Source organism: Streptomyces sp. HUAS TT7, assembly GCF_051550175.1.
Lineage (GTDB): Bacteria > Actinomycetota > Actinomycetes > Streptomycetales > Streptomycetaceae > Streptomyces.
Genome location: NZ_CP196175.1, coordinates 6,687,530 through 6,705,391, shown reverse-complemented (window position 1 = coordinate 6,705,391; position 17,862 = coordinate 6,687,530). Strand labels below are relative to the sequence as shown.

At 73.1% G+C, this 17,862-nt stretch carries 15 protein-coding genes, 1 rRNA gene and 1 pseudogene; 4 read left to right on the top strand and 13 right to left on the bottom strand.

Annotation, left to right across the window (positions count from 1 at the left end; translation table 11 throughout):
• Positions 1 to 131 precede the first annotated feature (131 nt).
• Positions 132 to 1,766, top strand: a complete 1,635-nt coding sequence (locus ACSHXC_RS30180; RefSeq protein ID WP_438294580.1) for a PucR family transcriptional regulator — start codon at positions 132 to 134, stop codon at positions 1,764 to 1,766.
• A 3-nt stretch (positions 1,767 to 1,769) separates the two neighbouring features.
• Here the strand turns inward: ACSHXC_RS30180 and ACSHXC_RS30175 are convergent, their stop codons facing one another.
• From ACSHXC_RS30175 to recN, 3 genes are all read right to left on the bottom strand, one after another.
• On the bottom strand, positions 1,770 to 2,849 hold the full coding sequence (locus ACSHXC_RS30175) for a glycosyltransferase family 4 protein (RefSeq protein ID WP_438294579.1): 1,080 nt from the start codon (positions 2,847 to 2,849) through the stop codon (positions 1,770 to 1,772).
• A 231-nt stretch (positions 2,850 to 3,080) separates the two neighbouring features.
• Positions 3,081 to 3,803 (bottom strand): hypothetical protein, encoded by a 723-nt coding sequence (locus tag ACSHXC_RS30170; RefSeq protein WP_438294578.1) that lies wholly within the window; start codon positions 3,801 to 3,803, stop codon positions 3,081 to 3,083.
• Between the two features lie 19 nt (positions 3,804 to 3,822).
• On the bottom strand, positions 3,823 to 5,541 hold the full coding sequence (recN, locus tag ACSHXC_RS30165) for a DNA repair protein RecN (protein WP_438296904.1): 1,719 nt from the start codon (positions 5,539 to 5,541) through the stop codon (positions 3,823 to 3,825).
• 168 nt (positions 5,542 to 5,709) lie between these two features.
• Between recN and ACSHXC_RS30160 the strand changes: the two genes are divergently transcribed.
• Positions 5,710 to 7,062: an FtsX-like permease family protein gene (locus tag ACSHXC_RS30160; RefSeq protein ID WP_438294577.1), complete on the top strand. Its 1,353-nt coding sequence runs from the start codon at positions 5,710 to 5,712 to the stop codon at positions 7,060 to 7,062.
• A 21-nt stretch (positions 7,063 to 7,083) separates the two neighbouring features.
• Here the strand turns inward: ACSHXC_RS30160 and ACSHXC_RS30155 are convergent, their stop codons facing one another.
• From ACSHXC_RS30155 to ACSHXC_RS30145, 3 genes are read right to left on the bottom strand one after another with little or no spacing between them, the layout of a single operon-like run.
• Positions 7,084 to 8,013 (bottom strand): NAD kinase, encoded by a 930-nt coding sequence (locus ACSHXC_RS30155; protein ID WP_189961931.1) that lies wholly within the window; start codon positions 8,011 to 8,013, stop codon positions 7,084 to 7,086.
• Positions 8,010 to 8,825: a TlyA family RNA methyltransferase gene (locus ACSHXC_RS30150; RefSeq protein WP_438294576.1), complete on the bottom strand. Its 816-nt coding sequence runs from the start codon at positions 8,823 to 8,825 to the stop codon at positions 8,010 to 8,012. Before ACSHXC_RS30150 ends, ACSHXC_RS30155 begins: the two co-directional genes overlap by 4 nt.
• Positions 8,826 to 8,875: 50 nt before the next feature.
• Positions 8,876 to 9,193: a hypothetical protein gene (locus ACSHXC_RS30145; RefSeq protein WP_438294575.1), complete on the bottom strand. Its 318-nt coding sequence runs from the start codon at positions 9,191 to 9,193 to the stop codon at positions 8,876 to 8,878.
• A 42-nt stretch (positions 9,194 to 9,235) separates the two neighbouring features.
• Between ACSHXC_RS30145 and ACSHXC_RS30140 the strand changes: the two genes are divergently transcribed.
• Positions 9,236 to 9,583, top strand: coding sequence for an SCP2 sterol-binding domain-containing protein (locus ACSHXC_RS30140; RefSeq protein WP_438294574.1), 348 nt, complete (start codon positions 9,236 to 9,238; stop codon positions 9,581 to 9,583).
• Between the two features lie 276 nt (positions 9,584 to 9,859).
• Here ACSHXC_RS30140 and ACSHXC_RS30135 read toward each other — a convergent pair whose 3' ends face one another.
• The 4 genes from ACSHXC_RS30135 to ACSHXC_RS30120 form a co-directional block, all read right to left on the bottom strand.
• Positions 9,860 to 10,660: an ABC transporter ATP-binding protein gene (locus tag ACSHXC_RS30135; RefSeq protein WP_438294573.1), complete on the bottom strand. Its 801-nt coding sequence runs from the start codon at positions 10,658 to 10,660 to the stop codon at positions 9,860 to 9,862.
• Between the two features lie 65 nt (positions 10,661 to 10,725).
• Positions 10,726 to 11,754, bottom strand: a complete 1,029-nt coding sequence (locus ACSHXC_RS30130; protein WP_438294572.1) for a FecCD family ABC transporter permease — start codon at positions 11,752 to 11,754, stop codon at positions 10,726 to 10,728.
• Positions 11,751 to 12,806 carry a FecCD family ABC transporter permease gene (locus ACSHXC_RS30125; protein ID WP_438296903.1) on the bottom strand — a complete coding sequence of 352 codons (1,056 nt, stop codon included), beginning with the start codon at positions 12,804 to 12,806 and terminating at the stop codon, positions 11,751 to 11,753. The genes ACSHXC_RS30130 and ACSHXC_RS30125 overlap by 4 nt, the downstream gene beginning before the upstream one ends.
• 51 nt (positions 12,807 to 12,857) lie before the next feature.
• Positions 12,858 to 13,886, bottom strand: a complete 1,029-nt coding sequence (locus ACSHXC_RS30120; RefSeq protein WP_438294571.1) for an HAD-IIA family hydrolase — start codon at positions 13,884 to 13,886, stop codon at positions 12,858 to 12,860.
• 72 nt (positions 13,887 to 13,958) lie between these two features.
• Here ACSHXC_RS30120 and ACSHXC_RS30115 point away from each other — a divergent pair, with 72 nt between their 5' ends.
• A complete protein-coding gene (locus tag ACSHXC_RS30115) occupies positions 13,959 to 15,242 on the top strand; it encodes a DUF1015 domain-containing protein (RefSeq protein ID WP_438294570.1) in 1,284 nt (427 codons plus the stop codon).
• A gap of 76 nt (positions 15,243 to 15,318) precedes the next feature.
• Here ACSHXC_RS30115 and ACSHXC_RS30110 read toward each other — a convergent pair whose 3' ends face one another.
• From ACSHXC_RS30110 to rrf, 3 genes and pseudogenes are all read right to left on the bottom strand, one after another.
• Positions 15,319 to 16,200: a hypothetical protein gene (locus ACSHXC_RS30110; RefSeq protein WP_438296902.1), complete on the bottom strand. Its 882-nt coding sequence runs from the start codon at positions 16,198 to 16,200 to the stop codon at positions 15,319 to 15,321.
• Positions 16,201 to 16,587: 387 nt separating this feature from the next.
• Positions 16,588 to 17,595 (bottom strand): annotated as a pseudogene (locus ACSHXC_RS30105) (hypothetical protein); the annotation flags it as partial.
• 136 nt (positions 17,596 to 17,731) lie between these two features.
• Positions 17,732 to 17,848: ribosomal RNA gene (rrf, locus tag ACSHXC_RS30100) — 5S ribosomal RNA — on the bottom strand.
• Positions 17,849 to 17,862 lie beyond the last annotated feature (14 nt).

Below are 17,862 nucleotides of genomic sequence, written 5' to 3'. Positions count from 1 at the left end.
GCCCGTCCGCATATCGGGGTGACGTACGCCACAACGGGCGGGTCCGGGCGCGTAACCGCAGGTAGCGTCCGGCGCATGCGGTGTCGTCCCGGGGTCGGGCTCCGGGTCCCGCGGGACGAGAGGTGGGTGCGGTGGACACGCAGGGCGGGATCACCGTGCAGCGGGCGCTGGAGCTGCCGGGGCTGCGCGGCGGCCTCCCGGAGGTCGTGGCGGGCGCCGAGCGGCTGCAGCGCACGGTGCGCTGGGTGCACGCGGGCGAGGTGCCCAACATCGCCTCGCTGCTCAAGGGCGGCGAGCTCCTCCTGACCACCGGCCTGGGCCTGGGCACCCGCCCCGCCGAACAGCGCGCCTTCGTCCGCAGGCTCGCGGACCGGGGCATCGCGGCCCTGGTGGTCGAGCTCGGCCCGCGCTTCGCCCGGCTGCCGGCCACCATCGTGGAGACCGCGCGGGCCGCCGGGCTCCCCCTGGTCCAGCTGCACCGCGAGGTGCCGTTCGTCGCGGTGACCGAGGAGATCCACACCGAGATCGTCAACGGCCACTACGCCCTGCTCCAGCGCGCCGAGGAGGTCCACCAGCGCTGTACGGGCGCGCTGCTCGGGGGCGGCGGAATTCCTCAAGTCCTCGGCATTCTGGCCGACTTCACCGCCAACCCGGTCTTCCTGGAGACCCCCGACGGCCAGCTCCTGTACGCCGCGGCCTGCGAGGCGGGCGAGGCGGCCGCGGACCCGCTCCAGGTCTGGGAGGGGCTGCGCGGCCAGCGCGAGGCCCGCGCGTCGGGGCCGCCGACGGGTGCGGTCCTGGTGGACGTGCCGGGTGGCGGCCACGGCGCGGGCGCGGTCCGGGCCCGCCTCGCGCTGCTCGCGGTCGGCCCGCCGCTCCTTCCCGTGCACCGGATGGCGGCCGAGCGGGCCGCGGGCATCCTGGCCGTCGTCCTCATGCAGGCCCGCCAGGAGGAGGAGCTGGCCGCGCGCGGCCGGGGCGACTTCCTGACCGACCTCGCCGAGGGCCGCATCACCCCCGAGGACGCGCCCGGCCAGGCCAAGGTCCTCGGCTTCAAGCCCGGCGACGGGCCGCTGCTCCCGGTGGTGATGCGCCTCGCCTCCGAGCTCGCCCCTACGGGCAACTGGGCGGTCCTGGCACGCGCCGTCCTCGAAGAGCTGTCCTCGGTGGGCGTGCCGGCCCTGCTCGGCGTACGCCCCGTCGAGGGCCGGGTGCCGCTGCTGCTCGGGCTGCGCTCGGAGTCGGAGCGTACGGCGGTGTCCGACCGGGTCGCGGCGGCCCTGCGGGCGGGCGTCGAGCGGGCCGGGCTCATGGGCGCGCGGGCCGGGACGCAGCCGGTGGTCGTGGTGGGTGTGGCCGGTGGCTGGGCGGCGGCCGGGGCCGGCCTGAGGCACGCGGCGGAAACCGCGGCGGCCGCCCAGGGCCTGCCCGAGCGGCCCTGGTACGACGCCCGCCGCCTCGACATCGACCTGCTGCTGTGGCGGCTGCGCGAACACCCCGACCTCGCCGCGTTCGTGGAGCGCGCGATCGGCCCGCTCCAGGCCCACGACCGCGCCTCCCGCCCGCCCCTGCTGCCCACCCTGGAGACCTATCTGGCACACGCGGGCCGCAAGGCGGAGACCGCCCGCGAGCTCCATCTCAACCGGCAGACCCTGTACAACCGCCTGGCCCGCATCGCGGACCTCCTCGGCACGGATCTGGACGACCCTCAGACGGTGCTCGCCCTGTCGCTCGCGCTGCGGGCCCGCCGGCACGTGGCGGGCTAGGACCTACGAAGGGGCCAACTCGTCGTAGACGGCGAGGACTTGAGCAACCGTTTCGTCCTCGGTGGGCCAGGTCTCGGCCTGCGCCCGCCCCGCCTCGGCCAGGGCGCGGCACGCCCCGGGGTCCGCCAGGAGGCGTACGACCGCGTCCGCGAGCGCCTCTGCGTCCCCGTACGGGACGAGCAGCGCCGCGTCCCCCACCAGCTCCGGCACACCGCCGACGGCCGTCGCGACCAGCGGCACGCCAAGGCGCAGCGCCTCCTGGGCGAGCAGCGAGCGGGCCTCCCAGCGGCTGGGCAGGACCGCGATGTCGGCGGCCGCGAGCAGCTCGGTGATGTCGTCGCGCCGCCCGACGAGCCGCACCGGCAGGGACTCCGCCTCGATCCGGCGTTGCAGCGCGGCCCGCCCGCGCCCCTCCCCCGCGATGACGAGCAGCGGCACGGTGTCGAGATCGCGCCAGGTGCGGGCCGCGTCCAGGAGCACCTCGTAGCCGCGGTGTTCGACGAGGCTGCCCACGGCCATCAGCAACGGCCGGTCCACGGCGCCGAGTTCGGCCCGCGCCTTGTCGTCGAGGAGCCCGGACGCAAGGCGGGGCGCGGGGACGGCGACCGCGGCGAGCCGGGCGTCCCGCGCGCCGCGGCTGCGGGCCCGGTCGACGAGGTCGGACGAGGTGGCGAGCACCACGGCCGCGGCCCGCGAGACCCGGCGCTCCAGGAGGCGCAGGACCTGGCCGCGGGCGCCTTCGGCGTGCGCGCGGGTGTGCCAGGTGACGACCAGCGGCACGCCCTTGCGGCCCCGGAGCGCGAGGGCGGCACGGACGGCCGCGTGCAGCCCGTGCGCGTGGACGACGTCGGCGTCGGCGCAGGCGGCCCGCAGGGCGCCGACCGCCGCCGGGTCGCTGCGCCGCGAGACCGGTACGAAATGAGCCCCGGCGGCGCGGAAGTCGTACTCCCGCTCCAGTTCGGCGGGGGCGCAGACGGTGACGCGTACGCCTCGCGCGGCCAGACCGGCCGCGAGCGACCTGACGTGCGCGCTGCTGCCCGCGCTGCCGCCGCCCAGCACTTGGACCGTACGCAGCTGAGTCACGTGAACAGGCTCCCGGAGCGGCCGAGTCGGCGGTGGAGGTCGGTGGTTCCCGGCCAAGGATGCCAGTCCGTACGGGCGTTCCGGCACCGTCCGGAGGTTCCTTCCGTGTCGCGCCGGGGAGATCACCACACCTGAAGCACTCCGATGGGTGAACGAACACGTGCGCCAAGGGTTCCGGCTCGCGGAATACAGGGCTCCGCCCGGGCGGTCCGGTGCGGACGCGCGAGGCCCTCAGCGCGGAATGCGGGACTCCGCCCAGGCGGCCGCGGCGAGCAGTGCGGCGGCGTGCACGGCGAGTCCGGTCCGCCCGTTGCCGCCGGCGATGGCGACGCCGAGGGCCGCCCCCAGCGCGTGCGCGCCGCTGTCGCCGATCATCGTGCGCTCGCCGAGGTCGTCGGCGAGGATCGCGGCCGCGGCTCCCATCGGCACGGCCGCCTCGGGCCCGCGCAGCAGCCCCGGAGCGCCGAGCGCGAGTACGAGGCCGGTGGCGCGGCCGGGGCGCAGGTCCACCAGGTTGACGAGGTGCGCGGTCCCGGCCACGACCACCCCGGCGAGCAATGTGTCGACAGGCCGCTCCTTAAGCAGCGCCCCGGCGGCCAGACCGGCCCCGCCGATCCCGATCAACTTGACGGCCCCGCTGGTGAGTTCGCCGCTCCCGAGCGCCGCGAGGTGGTCCCGGAAGCCGCGCCGGTGGTCCTTTCGGACATCGTCGTACGCCCCGCACAGTGCGCCCGCCCCGATGGCGACGAGCCCGGCCGCACGGGTCCGCAGGGTCGCGCTTCCGGCGAGCGCGCCGAGCGCGAGTGCGGGACCGGAGTACAGGTCGACGGTGCGACCCGCGTAGTTCTTCCGCGTGAACCGCTCGTCCCGCCGGGTCCTGAGCCCGGAGTAGGCAGCCCGCGCCACCGCTCCGGCCACACCGAACGCCCTGATCCCACCCGCCACATCAGCCATACGGATCAACCTACGGGGGCTATCCGTCCGCGCGGGCGGTGGCCAGGAGTTCCTCCGCGTGCGCCCGGGCCGTCTGAGAGTCCTCCTGGCCGGCCAGCATGCGCGACAGCTCGCGCACCCGGTCCTCGCCCTCCAGGACCGTGACGCCGGACCGCGTGACCGTGCCGTCGTTGGTCTTCTCGACCAGGAGCTGGCGGTCGGCGAACGCCGCCACCTGCGGCAGGTGCGTGACCACCACGACCTGCGCCGACTTGGCGAGCTTGGCGAGCCGGCGGCCGATCTCGACCGCCGCCTTGCCGCCGACGCCCGCGTCGACCTCGTCGAAGAGATACGTCGGCACCGGGTCCGTGCCCGCGAAGACGACCTCCACGGCGAGCATCACCCGCGAGAGCTCACCGCCCGAGGCGCCCTTGGCGATGGGCCGGGGCGGTGCGCCCGGGTGCGGGGCGAGCAGCAGCTCGACCTCGTCGGCGCCGGTCGGCCCGTACGCCACCGTCCTGCCGCCGACCTCGACGCCCTCGGGATCCTCGCTCTGGCCGACGGCGAACGACACCCGTGCGTGCGGCATCGCGAGCGAGGCGAGCTCGGCGGTGACGGCCTCCGCGAACCGGGCCGCGGCCTCGGTGCGGGCGTCCGTCAACTCCTGGGCCAGGACGGACAGTTCGGCCCGCAGCCCGTCCCGCTCGGCCGTGAGCTCCCCGATCCGGTCGTCGTCGCCGTCGAGCTCGGTGAGCCGCGCGGCCCCCTCCTGCGCCCAGGCGAGTACGGCCGTGATGTCCTCGCCGTACTTGCGCGTCAGGGCGGTCAGGGCGGCCCTGCGCTCCTCGACGGCGGCGAGCCGCAGCGGGTCGGCGTCCAGGTCGTCGGCGTATCCGGCGAGTTCGCCCGCCACGTCGCCGAGCAGGATGGCGACCTCGCCGATGCGTTCGGCGAGCGCCGCGAGCGCGGGGTCGTGGGAACGTACGGCCTCAAGGGCCCGGTGCGCGCCCGCGACCAGGGTCGTCGCGTCCACGCTCTCCGGGTCCTCGGGGTTGCCGGCCAGGGCCGCGTGCGCAACGGCCGCCGCGGAGGCGAGCGCCTCGGCGTGCCCGAGCCGTTCGGCTTCGGCCGCGAGCTCGGCGTCCTCGCCGGGCAACGGCTCGACGGCGGCGATCTCGTTCAGCCCGAACCGCAGCAGATCGGCCTCCTGCGCACGCTCGCGCGCCCGCGTGATCAGCTCCTCCAGCTCGACGGCGACGGCCCGCAGCCGCTTGTAGGCCCCGGCGTACTTGGCGAGGGGGCCCGCCACCGCGTCACCCGCGTACCGGTCGAGCGCCTCGCGCTGCCGGGCCGGGCGCAGCAGGCCCTGCTGGTCGGTCTGGCCGTGCACCGCGACGAGTTCGTCGGCGAGTTCGGCGAGCACCCCGACCGGCACCGACCGCCCGCCGAGGAACGCCCGCGAGCGGCCCTCCGCCGAAACGGTACGGCTCACGAGCAGCGCGCCGTCGTCGAGCTCGGCCCCGGCCTCCTCAGCCCGCAGCACCGCCGAGGTGCCGGGCCGCAGCGCGATCCGCCCCTCGACGACCGCCGCCTTGGCGCCGATCCGTACCAGGGCGGGGTCGGCACGTCCGCCGAGCAGCAGCCCCAGGCTGGTGACGACCATGGTCTTGCCCGCACCGGTCTCGCCGGTCACCGCGGTGAAACCGGGCGAAAGCTCCACGACAGCGTCGTCGATGACCCCGAGCGACCGTATCCGCATCTCCTCCAACACGGACACGACCTTACGAGGTCCTGGGCCCGGTGTGCGACGCCCCCCGGCCCGTCACCATCTCGTGGAGTCCCAACCGTCGGTACGGGGGAAAACCCGAGCAAGATCATGATGCTGGCCGGATGGTCCTGGCACCACCCTCCCCGGGAGGGTTGAAGCATGAGCACAGGACTGGCCCACTCCGCCCTGCGCGGCCACCGCCCGGCATTCGTCGGGACGTTCGTGGCCGCGCTGTTCGCCGCGACCGTGGTGAGCGCTTCGATGACCCTCCTCGTCAGCACATCGACAAAGGGCCTGTCCACACAGGCCCGCGGGGCACTCGCGGCCAACGGCATCGGCGACATGGCGACCGTGATGCTCATCGGCTCCATCTACATGTCGATCTTCGTGATCGCCTCGACGATGGGCACCGCGGTGACCCAGCAGCACCGCGAGCTCGCCCTGGTACGCGCCATCGGCGCCCGGCCCCGGCAGGTGCGGCGAGCCGTGGTGGTCCAGGCAGTGGCCGCCGCGGTGCCGGCCGCGCTCGCCGGGTTCCTGCTCGGCGGCGGCCTGTTGAGCCGGGTCTGGTTCGCGGGGCTGCGCGACCACGGCCTGGTCCCGGCCGAGGTGACGTACCGGTTCACCTGGTTCGCGCTGCCCGTATGTCTGGCCGTCGCCGTGGTGACCTCGGCGCTCGCCGCGTTCCTTGCCTCGCTGCGCTTCTCGATGCTGCGCCCGGCGCGGGCCCTGGACGAGGCGTCGGCGGGCCGGCGCGGGCTCGGCAAGGTGCGGGCCCCGCTGGGCGTGATCGCGGTGGCGGGCGGTGGCGCCCTGTCGCTGTCCCTGGCCCACCAGTCGTCGGACAAGGCCGGGCAGGCCTCGTTCCTCGTGCTGCTGCTGTTCTGCGTCGGAGCGGGGCTGCTCGGCCCGAAGATCGTCGGCCCGGCCGCCCGCCTCGTCTCGGCGCCGGCCCGCCGGTTCGGCGGCAGCGCGCGCCTGGCGATGCTCAACGTCCGCTCACAGCCGCGCCGCTTCTCGGCCGCGGTGGTGCCGCTGGTCCTGGTCACCGGCTTCGGGCTCACCAAGATCGCGATGCATACGACGGCGGCCCACTACACGGGTTCCGCGGGCAGCGCGGGCGAGGTCTGGCTCGACTACTTCGGCACGGGTCTCTACGCCGGTTTCGCCGCGATCGCCGCGGCCAACACCCTGGCGATGATCTCCTTCGAGCGGCGCCGCGACATAGCCCTGCTGAGGGTGGTCGGCACCCTGCCGGGCCAGGTCCGCTCGATGGCGGCGTGGGAGGCGGGCATCGTCGCGGCCACGGCCCTGGTGCTCGGCGCGGTGGTCGCGCTCGCGACCCTGGCCCCGATGCTGACGGCCGCGTTCGGCTCGTGGATCCCGTACCTGCCGTGGCCGACCGCACTCGGCATGGCGGGCGGCACGCTGGTCCTCACCCTGCTGGCCACGGGTGTGCCGGTGCGGTCGGCGCTGCGCAGGCGGGCGATCAGGACGCTGGCCGCGTCCTGAGGCCCGCCGCATACGGACCGGTCAGTGCGGCGCGCCGCGCCAACCCGACACCGGCAGGGCGAACTTGGCGACGAGCCGGTCGGTGAACGAGGCGTGGTGCAGCCGGGCGAGCCGTACCGGAACGGCCCCTCGCCGCACCTCCACCCGCGCGCCCGAAGGGAGTTCGACCGTGCGGCGCCCGTCGCACCACAGCACGCCGTGCGGCGTGTGCGGCTGCACCTCGACCGCGAGCACCGAGGTGGGCGAGGTGACCAGCGGCTTGGCGAACAGCGCGTGCGCGCTGATCGGCACCATGAGCAGCGCCTCGACCTCGGGCCACACCACGGGCCCGCCGGCCGAGAAGGCGTACGCGGTCGAACCGGTCGGGGTGGCGCACACGATGCCGTCGCAGCCGAACCCGGTCACGGGCCGGCCGTCGATCTCCAGGACGACCTCCAGCATCCGCTCGGGCGACACCTTCTGGACGGCCGCCTCGTTGAGGGCCCAGTCCTGGTGCACCACATCGCCGTTGTTGTGCACGACGACGTCGAGGGTCATCCGCTCCTCGACCTCGTAGGCCCGTGTCACGACCCGGTCGACGACCTTGTCGAGGTCGTCGCGCTCGGCCTCCGCGAGGAAGCCGACGCGGCCGAGGTTCACGCCGAGCATCGGCACGCCGGACGCCCGGGCGAGCTCGGCGCCGCGCAGCAGGGTGCCGTCACCGCCGAGGACGATGAGCAGCTCACAGGCGTCGAGGCACTCGGGGGTGGCCTCCTCGACGATCTCCGCCTCGGCGGGCAGCGGCAGGTCGGCCGCCTCCGCCCGCAGCACCCGTACGCCGAGGCCGCTGCGCAGCAGGCCCCGTACGACCAGCTCCGCGCTGCGGATGGCGGCCGGCCTTCCGGTGTGCGCGAGCAGGAATACGGTGCGTGCCGCCGTGCTGTTCTCCGGGTTGTTCTCCGACGAGCTCAACGAGGTCCCTCCGCCACTGCGCGCTCCACGTCCGCGGGATCGAGCGCGGGCGCCCCGGCCCGCAGCCACAGAAAGTACTCGACGTTGCCGGAGGGCCCGGGCAGCGGGCTCGCGGTGACCCCGACGACCCCGAGGCCGAGTGCGGCCGCCTGGGCCGCGACGGTCCGCACCGTCTCGGCCCGCAGCTCGGGGCTGCGTACGACGCCGCCGCTCCCGAGCCGTTCCTTGCCGATCTCGAACTGCGGCTTGACCATGAGGACCAGGTCCGCGTCGGGCGCCGAGCAGCGCACGAGGGCGGGCAGGACCAGGCCGAGCGCGATGAAGGAGAGGTCGCCCACGACGATGTCCGCGGGCTGCCCGTCGATGTCGTCGAGCGTCAACTCGCGTACGTTCGTACGGTCCTTCACGGTGACCCGGTCGTCACTCTGAAGGGACCAGGCGAGCTGTCCGTAGCCGACGTCGACGGCGACCACGTGCCCGGCTCCGGCGCGCAGCAGCACATCGGTGAAGCCGCCGGTGGACGCGCCCGCGTCGAGCGCCCGCCGCCCCTCGATCCTGAGCCCCTGCGGCACGAAAGCCGCGAAGGCGCCGGCGAGCTTGTGCCCACCGCGCGAGACATAGTCGGGGTCGCTGTCGTCCTCGACGACCACGATGGCGGCAGCGGTCTCGACCTGGGTCGCGGACTTGGTGGCGACGGTCTTGCCGACACTCACCCGCCCCGCGGCGATCAGCTGGGCGGCGTGCTCCCGCGACCGCGCGAGTTTCCGGCGCACCAGCTCGGCGTCGAGGCGGCGGCGTGCCACTCCTGCCACGTTCGGTTCAGCTCCTGTAGTCGTAGTTCTGTCGGCGGTCCGGCGGACCGCTAAGGGCGCTGGTCGGCCAACGGCCGGACCGTCCCGGAGGTTCCCGGCGCCGTGGCCCCCGGGCCGGGAGAAGGCCCCTGCCTGGCGTCGAGCGCGGTCAGTGAGTCGCGCAGCCCCCGGTGTACATCCTCGTACACCTCCAGGTGTCCGTCCGTACCGAGGTGGTCGACGTCCCCGAGCCGCTCGACGAGGGCGTCGATCCCGGCGTCGCCGGTAGGGGTACGGGGTACGTCCAGGGGAGAGGGCCCGGCCACCTCGGGTCCCGGCTCGGGTTCCACGACGGCTTCCACCTCGGGGCCCGGCATCGAGTCGCTCATGCCAAGACGCTACCGCGAAGCCCTGAGGTACGGTCGATCACGATGGCGACCATGGAGGAGTGCCGCAGCGCACTCGACAAACTTTCGGACAATCTGGCCCGGGCGGAGGGCGACGTGCAGGCCGCCGCCGCGCTGGACCGCTCGCTGAGCTGCCACGTCACGGACCTGGACGTCACGTTCGCGGGCCGCCTCCGGTCCGGGCGCATCGAGGTCCACGACACGGCTTCCGGGCCGCCCCGGGAGAAGGCCCAGATCCGCCTGGCGATGAAGGGGGACGATCTGGTGGCGATGGTGGACGGGGAGCTGAACTTCGCGAAGGCCTGGGCGTCGGGCAGGGTCCGCCTGGAAGCGGGCTTCCGAGACCTCCTCCGCCTGAGAACCCTGCTCTGACCCCGGCCCGCCTCCCGCGCAGTTCCCCGCGCCCCCAGACCCTGTTCGTCTGCGGCCCGTGCGTGCTCGCGCAGTTCCCCGCGCCCCTAGCAGCATCAGCGCTGGCCCGCACCGACATCTTCAGCCTGTCCGGCGATTGAGGACGAGCGCCCTTAAGGCGCGAACGGGGTCTGGGGCAGAGCCCCAGGAAAACTGGCTTCACCCCCTTCCAGCCCCCGGAGGCCACGCGGCGGAGCCGCAGAGTGTCACAGCGGGAAGGGGCGGGGTGGGGAAGACTCAGCCCACCAACGCCCCCCGCCGAGGCGCCGCCGGCACCACCAGCGGAGTCCCCGTCTCCGGATCCGGGATCACCTGGCACCGCACCCCGAAGACCTCCTCGACGAGCGACGCCGTCACCACCTCCGAAGGCGCCCCCTCGGCCACCACCCGCCCCTCCCTCATGGCAATGAGGTGAGAGGCATACCGAGCCGCCTGGTTGAGATCGTGCAGCACGGCCACCAACGTCCGCCCCTGCGACTCATGGAGCCGAGCGCAAAGGTCCAGCACCTCGATCTGGTGCTGGATGTCCAGAAACGTCGTCGGCTCGTCGAGCAGCAGCAGCGGCGTCTGCTGAGCGAGCGCCATGGCGATCCAGACCCGCTGCCGCTGCCCCCCGGACAGCTCGTCGACATACCGCTCACCGAGCCCGCCGACCCCCGTCGCGTCCATGGACTCCTGGACGATCCGCTCGTCCTCGGGCGACCACTGCCGCAGCAGCCCCTGGTGCGGGTAGCGCCCGCGCGCCACGAGGTCCCCCACCGTGATCCCGTCCGGCGCGATGGAGGACTGCGGAAGCAGTCCGAGCGTCCTGGCGACCTTCTTCGCGGGCAGCGAGTGGATGCTCTGCCCGTCGAGCAGCACCCGCCCCTGGTCCGGCTTGAGCATCCGGGACAGGGCGCGCAGCAGGGTCGACTTGCCGCATGCGTTGGGCCCGACGATCACTGTGAAGGAGTTGTCCGGGATCTCGACCGACAGGTCCTTGGCGATCACCCGCTGGTCGTAGCCGAGGGTGACCGATTCGGCGCTGAGGCGCTGCATGCTCGTACTCCTGGGTGAAGTGCCGTAATCCGCAAGGGAGTTGGTGGTGGGCGTCGCGGGGCGGCTCACATGCGGCCCGCCCTGCGCTCGGTGACGAGGAGCCACAGCAGATAGACGCCGCCGACCATCCCGGTGAGCACCCCCACCGGCAGCGTGCTCTCGCCGAACAGCCGCTGTGCCGCCCAGTCGGCGACGACCAGAAGCGCCGCGCCCATGCACGCGGAGACGAGGATGTTCGGCCCGGTCGCGCGGGTGAGGCGGCGGGCCAGCTGCGGCGCGGTCAGCGCGACGAAGGAGATGGGCCCGGCGGCCGCGGTGGCGGAGGCGTTCAACAGCACCGCGCTGAGCATCAGGACGGTACGGGTCCGCTGCACCGGCACGCCGAGCGCGTACGCCGCGTCGTCGCCCATCTCCAGCATCCTCAGCGGCCGCCCGTACGTGAGGACCACCGGAAGCAGCACCACGAACAGCACGAACAGCGGCCGGACCTGGGCCCAGTCGCGCCCGTCGAGGGAGCCCGTGAGCCAGACCATCGAGCGCGTGGCGTCGACCAGGGTCGACTTGGTGAGCAGGTAGTGGATGCCGGCGGTGAGCATCGCGGCCGCGCCGATGCCGACGAGCACGAGCCGGTAGCCGTGCACACCCTTCTTCCAGGCCAGGAGGTAGACGGCGACACCGGTCGCGAGCCCGCCGGCCAGCGCACCGAACGAGACCGCGACCGCGCCGCCGTGGAAGAACACGATGACCGTGAGCGCGCCGACCGAGGAGCCCTGCCCGAAGCCGATGACGTCCGGACTGCCCAGCGGATTGCGGGAGATGGACTGGAACAGCGCCCCCGAGATCCCGAGCGAGGCACCCACCAACAGCGCCACGAGCACGCGCGGCAGCCGCAGTTCGTTGATGATGAAGTCCTGCGCGGGCGTGCCGGAGCCGAGCAGGCTGCTCACGACGTCGGCGGGGGCGATCGTGAAGTCGCCGGTGCCGATCAGGACGACGCCGGCCGCGAGCGCGAGGACGGCGAGCCCGCACACCACGGCGAGCGCGCGCGGCTCGGCCCGGAAGGAGAGGCCGCCGGGGACACGTATCGCCTTCACAGCTGGGCCATCCTCTTGCGGCGTACGAGATAGATGAAGACGGGCCCGCCGATGAGCGCGGTGACGATGCCGACCTGGAGTTCGCCGGGCCGCGTGATGACCCGCCCGACCACGTCGGAGCCGAGCAGCAGCACAGGCGAGAGCACGGCCGCGTACGGCAGGATCCACCGCAGGTCGGGCCCGGTGATGGCCCGGACGACGTGCGGGACCATCAGGCCGATGAACACGATGGGCCCGCACGCGGCGGTGGCCGCCCCGCACAGCAGGGTGATCACGACCATCGACGTGATACGGGTCCGGGTGAGATGGGCGCCGAGCGCGCGGGCGGTGTCGTCGCCCATGGCCATCGCGTTGAGCGGCCGCGCGAGCAGCAGGGCGGCGACGAGTCCGACGAGGATGAACGGCGCGACCCTGGTGACGGTCGCCATGTCCGCCGTGGCCAGCGAGCCGACCTGCCAGAACCGCAGCTGGTTGAGGGCGGCGGAGTCGGTGAGCTGCACGGCGTTGATGTAGCCGTACAGCACGGCGCTCGCCGCGGTCCCCGCGAGCGCGAGCCGCACGGGGGTGGCGGCCCGGCTGCCGCCGAGCAGGTACACCGCGGCCGACACGACGCCGGCCCCCAGGAACGCGAACCACACATACCCGGTAAGGGAGTTGACACCGAGGAAGCTGATCGCGGAGACCACCGCGGCCGCCGCTCCGGCGTTGACCCCGAGGATGCCGGGTTCGGCGAGCGGGTTGCGGGTGAGCGCCTGCATGACCGCGCCGGCGAGCCCGAGCGCGGCCCCGACGAGCAGCCCGAGCAGCGTCCGCGGCACCCGTACGTCATGGATGAGGACGTCGTTGGCGGTACCGGAGGCATGGAAGAGGCCGTGCCAGACGTCTCCGAGCGGCATGGGTTTCGCGCCGACGGCGATGCTGGCGACGGCTACGAGCACCAGGGCACCCACGGACACGACCAGACCGGCGGCCCGTAGCGTACGGCGCCCGGCCGTCGGGGCCGGGGGCGCGGACGTGGTCCCGTCACGCGGCTGAGGAGGACTGTCTACCAACACCCAAGTTAGGCTAGCCTACCCTGCACTCACTCAGACGCACCCCCGGGCTCAGAGGCCCAGCAGTTCCAGCACCTTCGACGGGTCGAGATCGCACACCCCGTCGCCGGCCCGCGTCCAGGCGGCCGCGCACAGCGCCCGCAGCCCGTCCATCGCCTCCCCGTCCCCGTCGAGCGCAAACGCCCCGTCGGCCACGGACGCGGTCCACCCGCCGCACACGAACCCGCCCTCCCTCTCGGCCACTTCGGGCTGCCCGGTCAGCAGGCCGCGCAGATCCGCGTCGACGAAGGTCGGCCGGTGCTCGGGCCGCGCGGCCAGGAGCTGCGCGGCGTCGGTGACCCCGGTCAGCACGAGCAGCGAGTCGACACCGCCGTTGAACGCGCCCTCGATGTCCGTGTCGAGCCGGTCCCCCACCACCAGCGGCCGCTCGGCGCCGGTCCGCAGCACCGTCTCGCGGTGCATCGGGGGCAGCGGCTTGCCCGCCACCTGGGGCTCGGCGCCGGTCGCGATCCGGACGACCTCGACCGCGGCACCGTTGCCGGGTGCGATCCCCCGCCCGCTCGGAATCGTCAGATCGGTGTTGGAGGCGAACCACGGCACCCCGCGGGCCACCGCGTACGAGGCCTCCGCGAACCGCGCCCAGGTGATGTCCGGGCCGCCGTACCCCTGCACCACGGCCGCCGGATCGTCGTCGGCCGACTCCACCGGCACGAGCCCGCGCTCAAGGAGCGCGACCCGCAGCCCCTCGCCGCCGACGAGCAACACCCTTGATCCCCGCGGGAGTTGATCGGCGATGAGCCGGGCCACCGCCTGCGCCGAGGTGATCACATCGGCCGGCTCGGCGGGCACACCGAGCTCGGTGAGGTGCGCGGCCACCGCGTCCGGCGTCCGCAGCGCGTTGTTGGTCACATAAGCAAGATGCATCCCGCCGTCCCGCGCCACGGCCAGCGCATCGACGGCATGCGCGATCGCCGCACCGCCCGCGTAGACCACCCCGTCCAGATCCAGCAGGGCCGTGTCGTACGCCTCGTTCAGCGCCCGCTCGCTGCCGCTCGGCATGATCCGGCCGATCTGGCTCATCTTCATCCACTCCTCGTTCGATGCTCTCCCCCCGATCATCGCGCATACCCGTCTCCCACATACGATGCACGGATGAGCACAACTGGGCGTGCGGACCTCGGGCTGCGCCTGATCCCGTTCCGCGGACTGCGCTATGTTCCCGAGCGGGTGGGCAGCCTCGCCGCCGTGACCTCACCGCCGTACGACGTCGTTGTACGCCCCGACGGGCTGCTACACCTGGAGTCGGCGGATCCCTACAACATCGTCCGGCTGATCCTCCCGCAGGCGTCCTCTCCGGCCGCCCGCAACCGGAAGGCCGCCCTGACCCTGGACGACTGGCTCGACGAGGGCGTCCTCGCCCCTGACCCCGAGCCCGCCCTGTACGTCTACGAGCAGGAGGGCGACGGCATACTGCAGCGCGGTCTCATCGGGGCGCTCGCCCTGTCCGAGCCGGCCGCGGGCATCGTCCTGCCGCACGAGGACGTGATGCCGCACGTCGTCGAAGACCGCGCGGACCTCATGCGCACCACCGCCGCCCACCTCGAACCGCTGCTCCTGACCTACCACGGCAACACCACCCCGACCGGCGCGACCGCCGTCATCGACCGCACCATCCTGCGCGAGCCGCTCCTGCGCACCACCACGGAGGACGGCTTCCGCCACCGCCTGTGGGCACTCACGGATCCGGCCGATCTCGCGGAGGTCCAGGCCGATCTCACGGCCCACCAGGCGGTCATCGCCGACGGCCACCACCGCTGGGCCACCTATCTGCGCCTGCGCGACGAACAGACCTCGCCGGGCCCCTGGGACTTCGGCCTGGTCCTGCTCGTCGACACCGCCCGCTACCCGCTGCGGGTCCGCGCGATCCACCGCCTCCTGCACCGCCTCCCGGTGTCCAAGGCCCTGGCCGCGGTCACGGATTCGGACGCCTTCCGCGTCCGCACGCTCGAAGTCCCGCTCGCCCGCGCCCTGGAGGCGCTGAGTGAAGCGGCGTCCGAGAGCAACGCCTTCCTGCTCGCGGGCGACGGCCGCTTCCACCTCCTGGACCGCCCGGACGAGGCACTGCTCGCCCGTACGATCCGGGCCGACCGGCCGCCGGCCTGGCGCTCGCTCGACGCCACGGTCCTGCACTCGACCCTGCTCGACGAGATCTGGCACATCCCGGACACGCCCGACGACATCGCGTACATCCATGACACGGCCGCGGCCGTCGAGCAGGCGGAACGCCACAACAAGACGGCGGTCCTGATGCATCCCGTACGCGAGGAAGTCGTCCGGGACCTGGCCCGCCAGGGCGTCACGATGCCCCGCAAGTCGACCTCGTTCGGCCCGAAACCGGCCACGGGCCTGGTGCTGCGCAGCCTGACCGTGAACTGAACAAAAAAGAGGCGGTGCCCCAGGTGGGGCACCGCCTCTTTTCACTTGTCAGACGTCAGGCGTCCTTCGCCAGCCGTCAGGCGTCCTTCTCGACCTTCTCGACCTTCTCGACCTTCTCGACCGGCGGGACGGGCTCGCCCGGCGCGGGCTCCACCAGGTCGGCGTCGACGACCTCGGCGGCGCGGACGATCTCCGAGTCGTCGCCCTCGAAGTCGTCCTCTTCCTCACCCTCGTCGTCGAAGTCGGGCTCGTCCTCGATCTCGACGCGCGGCTCGTCGAGGTCGCCCTCGGCGTCGATGTCGCTGTCGGGCTCGATGTCGTCCTCGACCATGGCGTCCACGAAGTCGATACCGTCGAGCTCGGCGAGCCGGTCGGAGGCGTCGGTCGTGCCGTCCTTGTCCGCCTCAAGCGCCTTGGCGAACCACTCGCGGGCCTCGTCCTCACGCTCGGCCGCAAGGAGCGCGTCGGCGTAGGCGTACCGCAGTCGCGCGGTCCAGGGCTGCGCGGAGTTCGACGCGAGCTCGGGGCTCTGCAGGGTCACGATGGCGGCGTCCAGCTGCCCCATGTCCCGCCGTGCCCCGGCCGCGACCAGGCGCATCTCGACCTGGCCGGCCTTGTCGAGCTTGGCCACCTCGGGCTCGCCGGCCATCGCCAGCGCCCGCTCGGGACGGCCGAGCCCGCGCTCGCAGTCCGCCATGACGGGCCACAGCTCGACGGAGCCGGTCATCCGGCGCGCGGCGCGGAACTCCGCGAGGGCCTCCGAGTACTTCTGCGTGGCGTACGCGGCGAATCCGGCGGCCTCGCGAACGGCGGCCACACGGGAGGCGAGCCGGAGCGCGATGCGGGAGTAGGCGTAGGCCTGCTCGGGCTCCTCGTCGATGAGCCGCGCGACCATCACCAGGTTGCACGCAACCTCCTCGGCGAGGCCCTTGGGCAGGCTCATCAGCTCCTGGCGCACATCCGCGTCGATCTCGTCGCCGGTGACGTCCTCGTCGATCGGCAGCCGCTTGACGGGCTCGCGCTCGCGGTCGCGATCCCGGTCGTCCCGACGCCCGTAGCCACCGCGGTCATCACGCCGGTCGTCCCGCCCGCGGTACCCACCCCGGTCGCCCCGGTCGTCCCGACGGAACCCGCCACGGTCGTCATCACGACGCGGAGCCGGACGGTCATCACGACGCCCATAGCCACCGCGCTCGTCATCACGGCGGGGAGCTGGCCGGTCGTCGCGACGCCCGTAGGAGCCACCACCGCCACGGTTGTCGTCACGACGGAACCCACCACGGTCATCGTCACGACGCGGCGCCGGACGATCATCACGGCGACCGTACGAACCACCACGGTCGTCATCACGGCGGGGAGCCGGCCGGTCGTCGCGACGCCCGTACGAACCACCGCCACCACGGCTGTCGTCACGACGGAACCCACCGCCGTACGAGCCACCACCACGGTTGTCATCCCGACGGAACCCACCACGCTCGTCATCACGACGCGGAGCCGGACGATCATCACGACGCCCGTACGAGCTGCGGTTGTCATCACGACGCCCGTACGAACCACCGCCACCGCGGTTGTCATCGCGGCGGAACCCACCACGGTCATCGTCACGACGCGGAGCCGGACGATCATCACGACGCCCGTAGGAGCCACCACCGCCACGGCTGTCGTCACGGCGGAACCCACCACGGTCATCGTCACGACGCGGAGCCGGACGATCATCACGACGCCCGTACCCACCGCCGGAGGACCCACCACGGCTGTCGTCACGACGGAACCCACCGCCACCACCGCGGTTGTCATCCCGACGGAACCCACCACGGTCGTCATCACGACGCGGCGCCGGACGATCATCACGACGGCCATAGGAGCTACCGCCACCACGGTTGTCGTCCCGGCGGAAGCCACCGCCGTACGAGCCACCACCACGGTTGTCATCGCGGCGGAACCCACCACGGTCATCGTCACGACGCGGCGCCGGACGATCATCACGGCGACCGTACCCACCGCCGGAGGAGCCACCACGGCTGTCGTCACGACGGAACCCACCGCCACCACCGCGGTTGTCATCCCGACGGAACCCACCACGGTCGTCATCACGACGCGGCGCCGGACGATCATCACGGCGACCGTACGAGCCGCCACCGCCGGCGGGGCGGCCGCCGCGGTCGTCACGGCGGGGGTAACCGCCGCCGGAGGAGCCACCACGGCTGTCGTCACGACGCCCGCCGTAACCACCCCGGTCGTTGTCACGACGCGGACCGCGGTCGTCTCGACCACCGCGGTAGCCGCCCCGGTCACCACCGTCCTGACGGCGCGGCTCGCGCTCCGGACGATCGTCGGGAGAGTTGGTGGACATCGTGACTCCTAGTCTTCGGGTACTGCAGTCATTCTCGCGCAGTCGGCTGCCCGACGCGCTTCGGCAAAGCAAAGCGGAAAAACAAAAGGACCCTTGGTCCCAGCGTGAACGCTGGGACCAAGGGTCCTGAAATATTGTTCGGCGGCGTCCTACTCTCCCACAGGGTCCCCCCTGCAGTACCATCGGCGCTGAAAGGCTTAGCTTCCGGGTTCGGAATGTAACCGGGCGTTTCCCTAACGCTATGACCACCGAAACCCTATCGGTTTC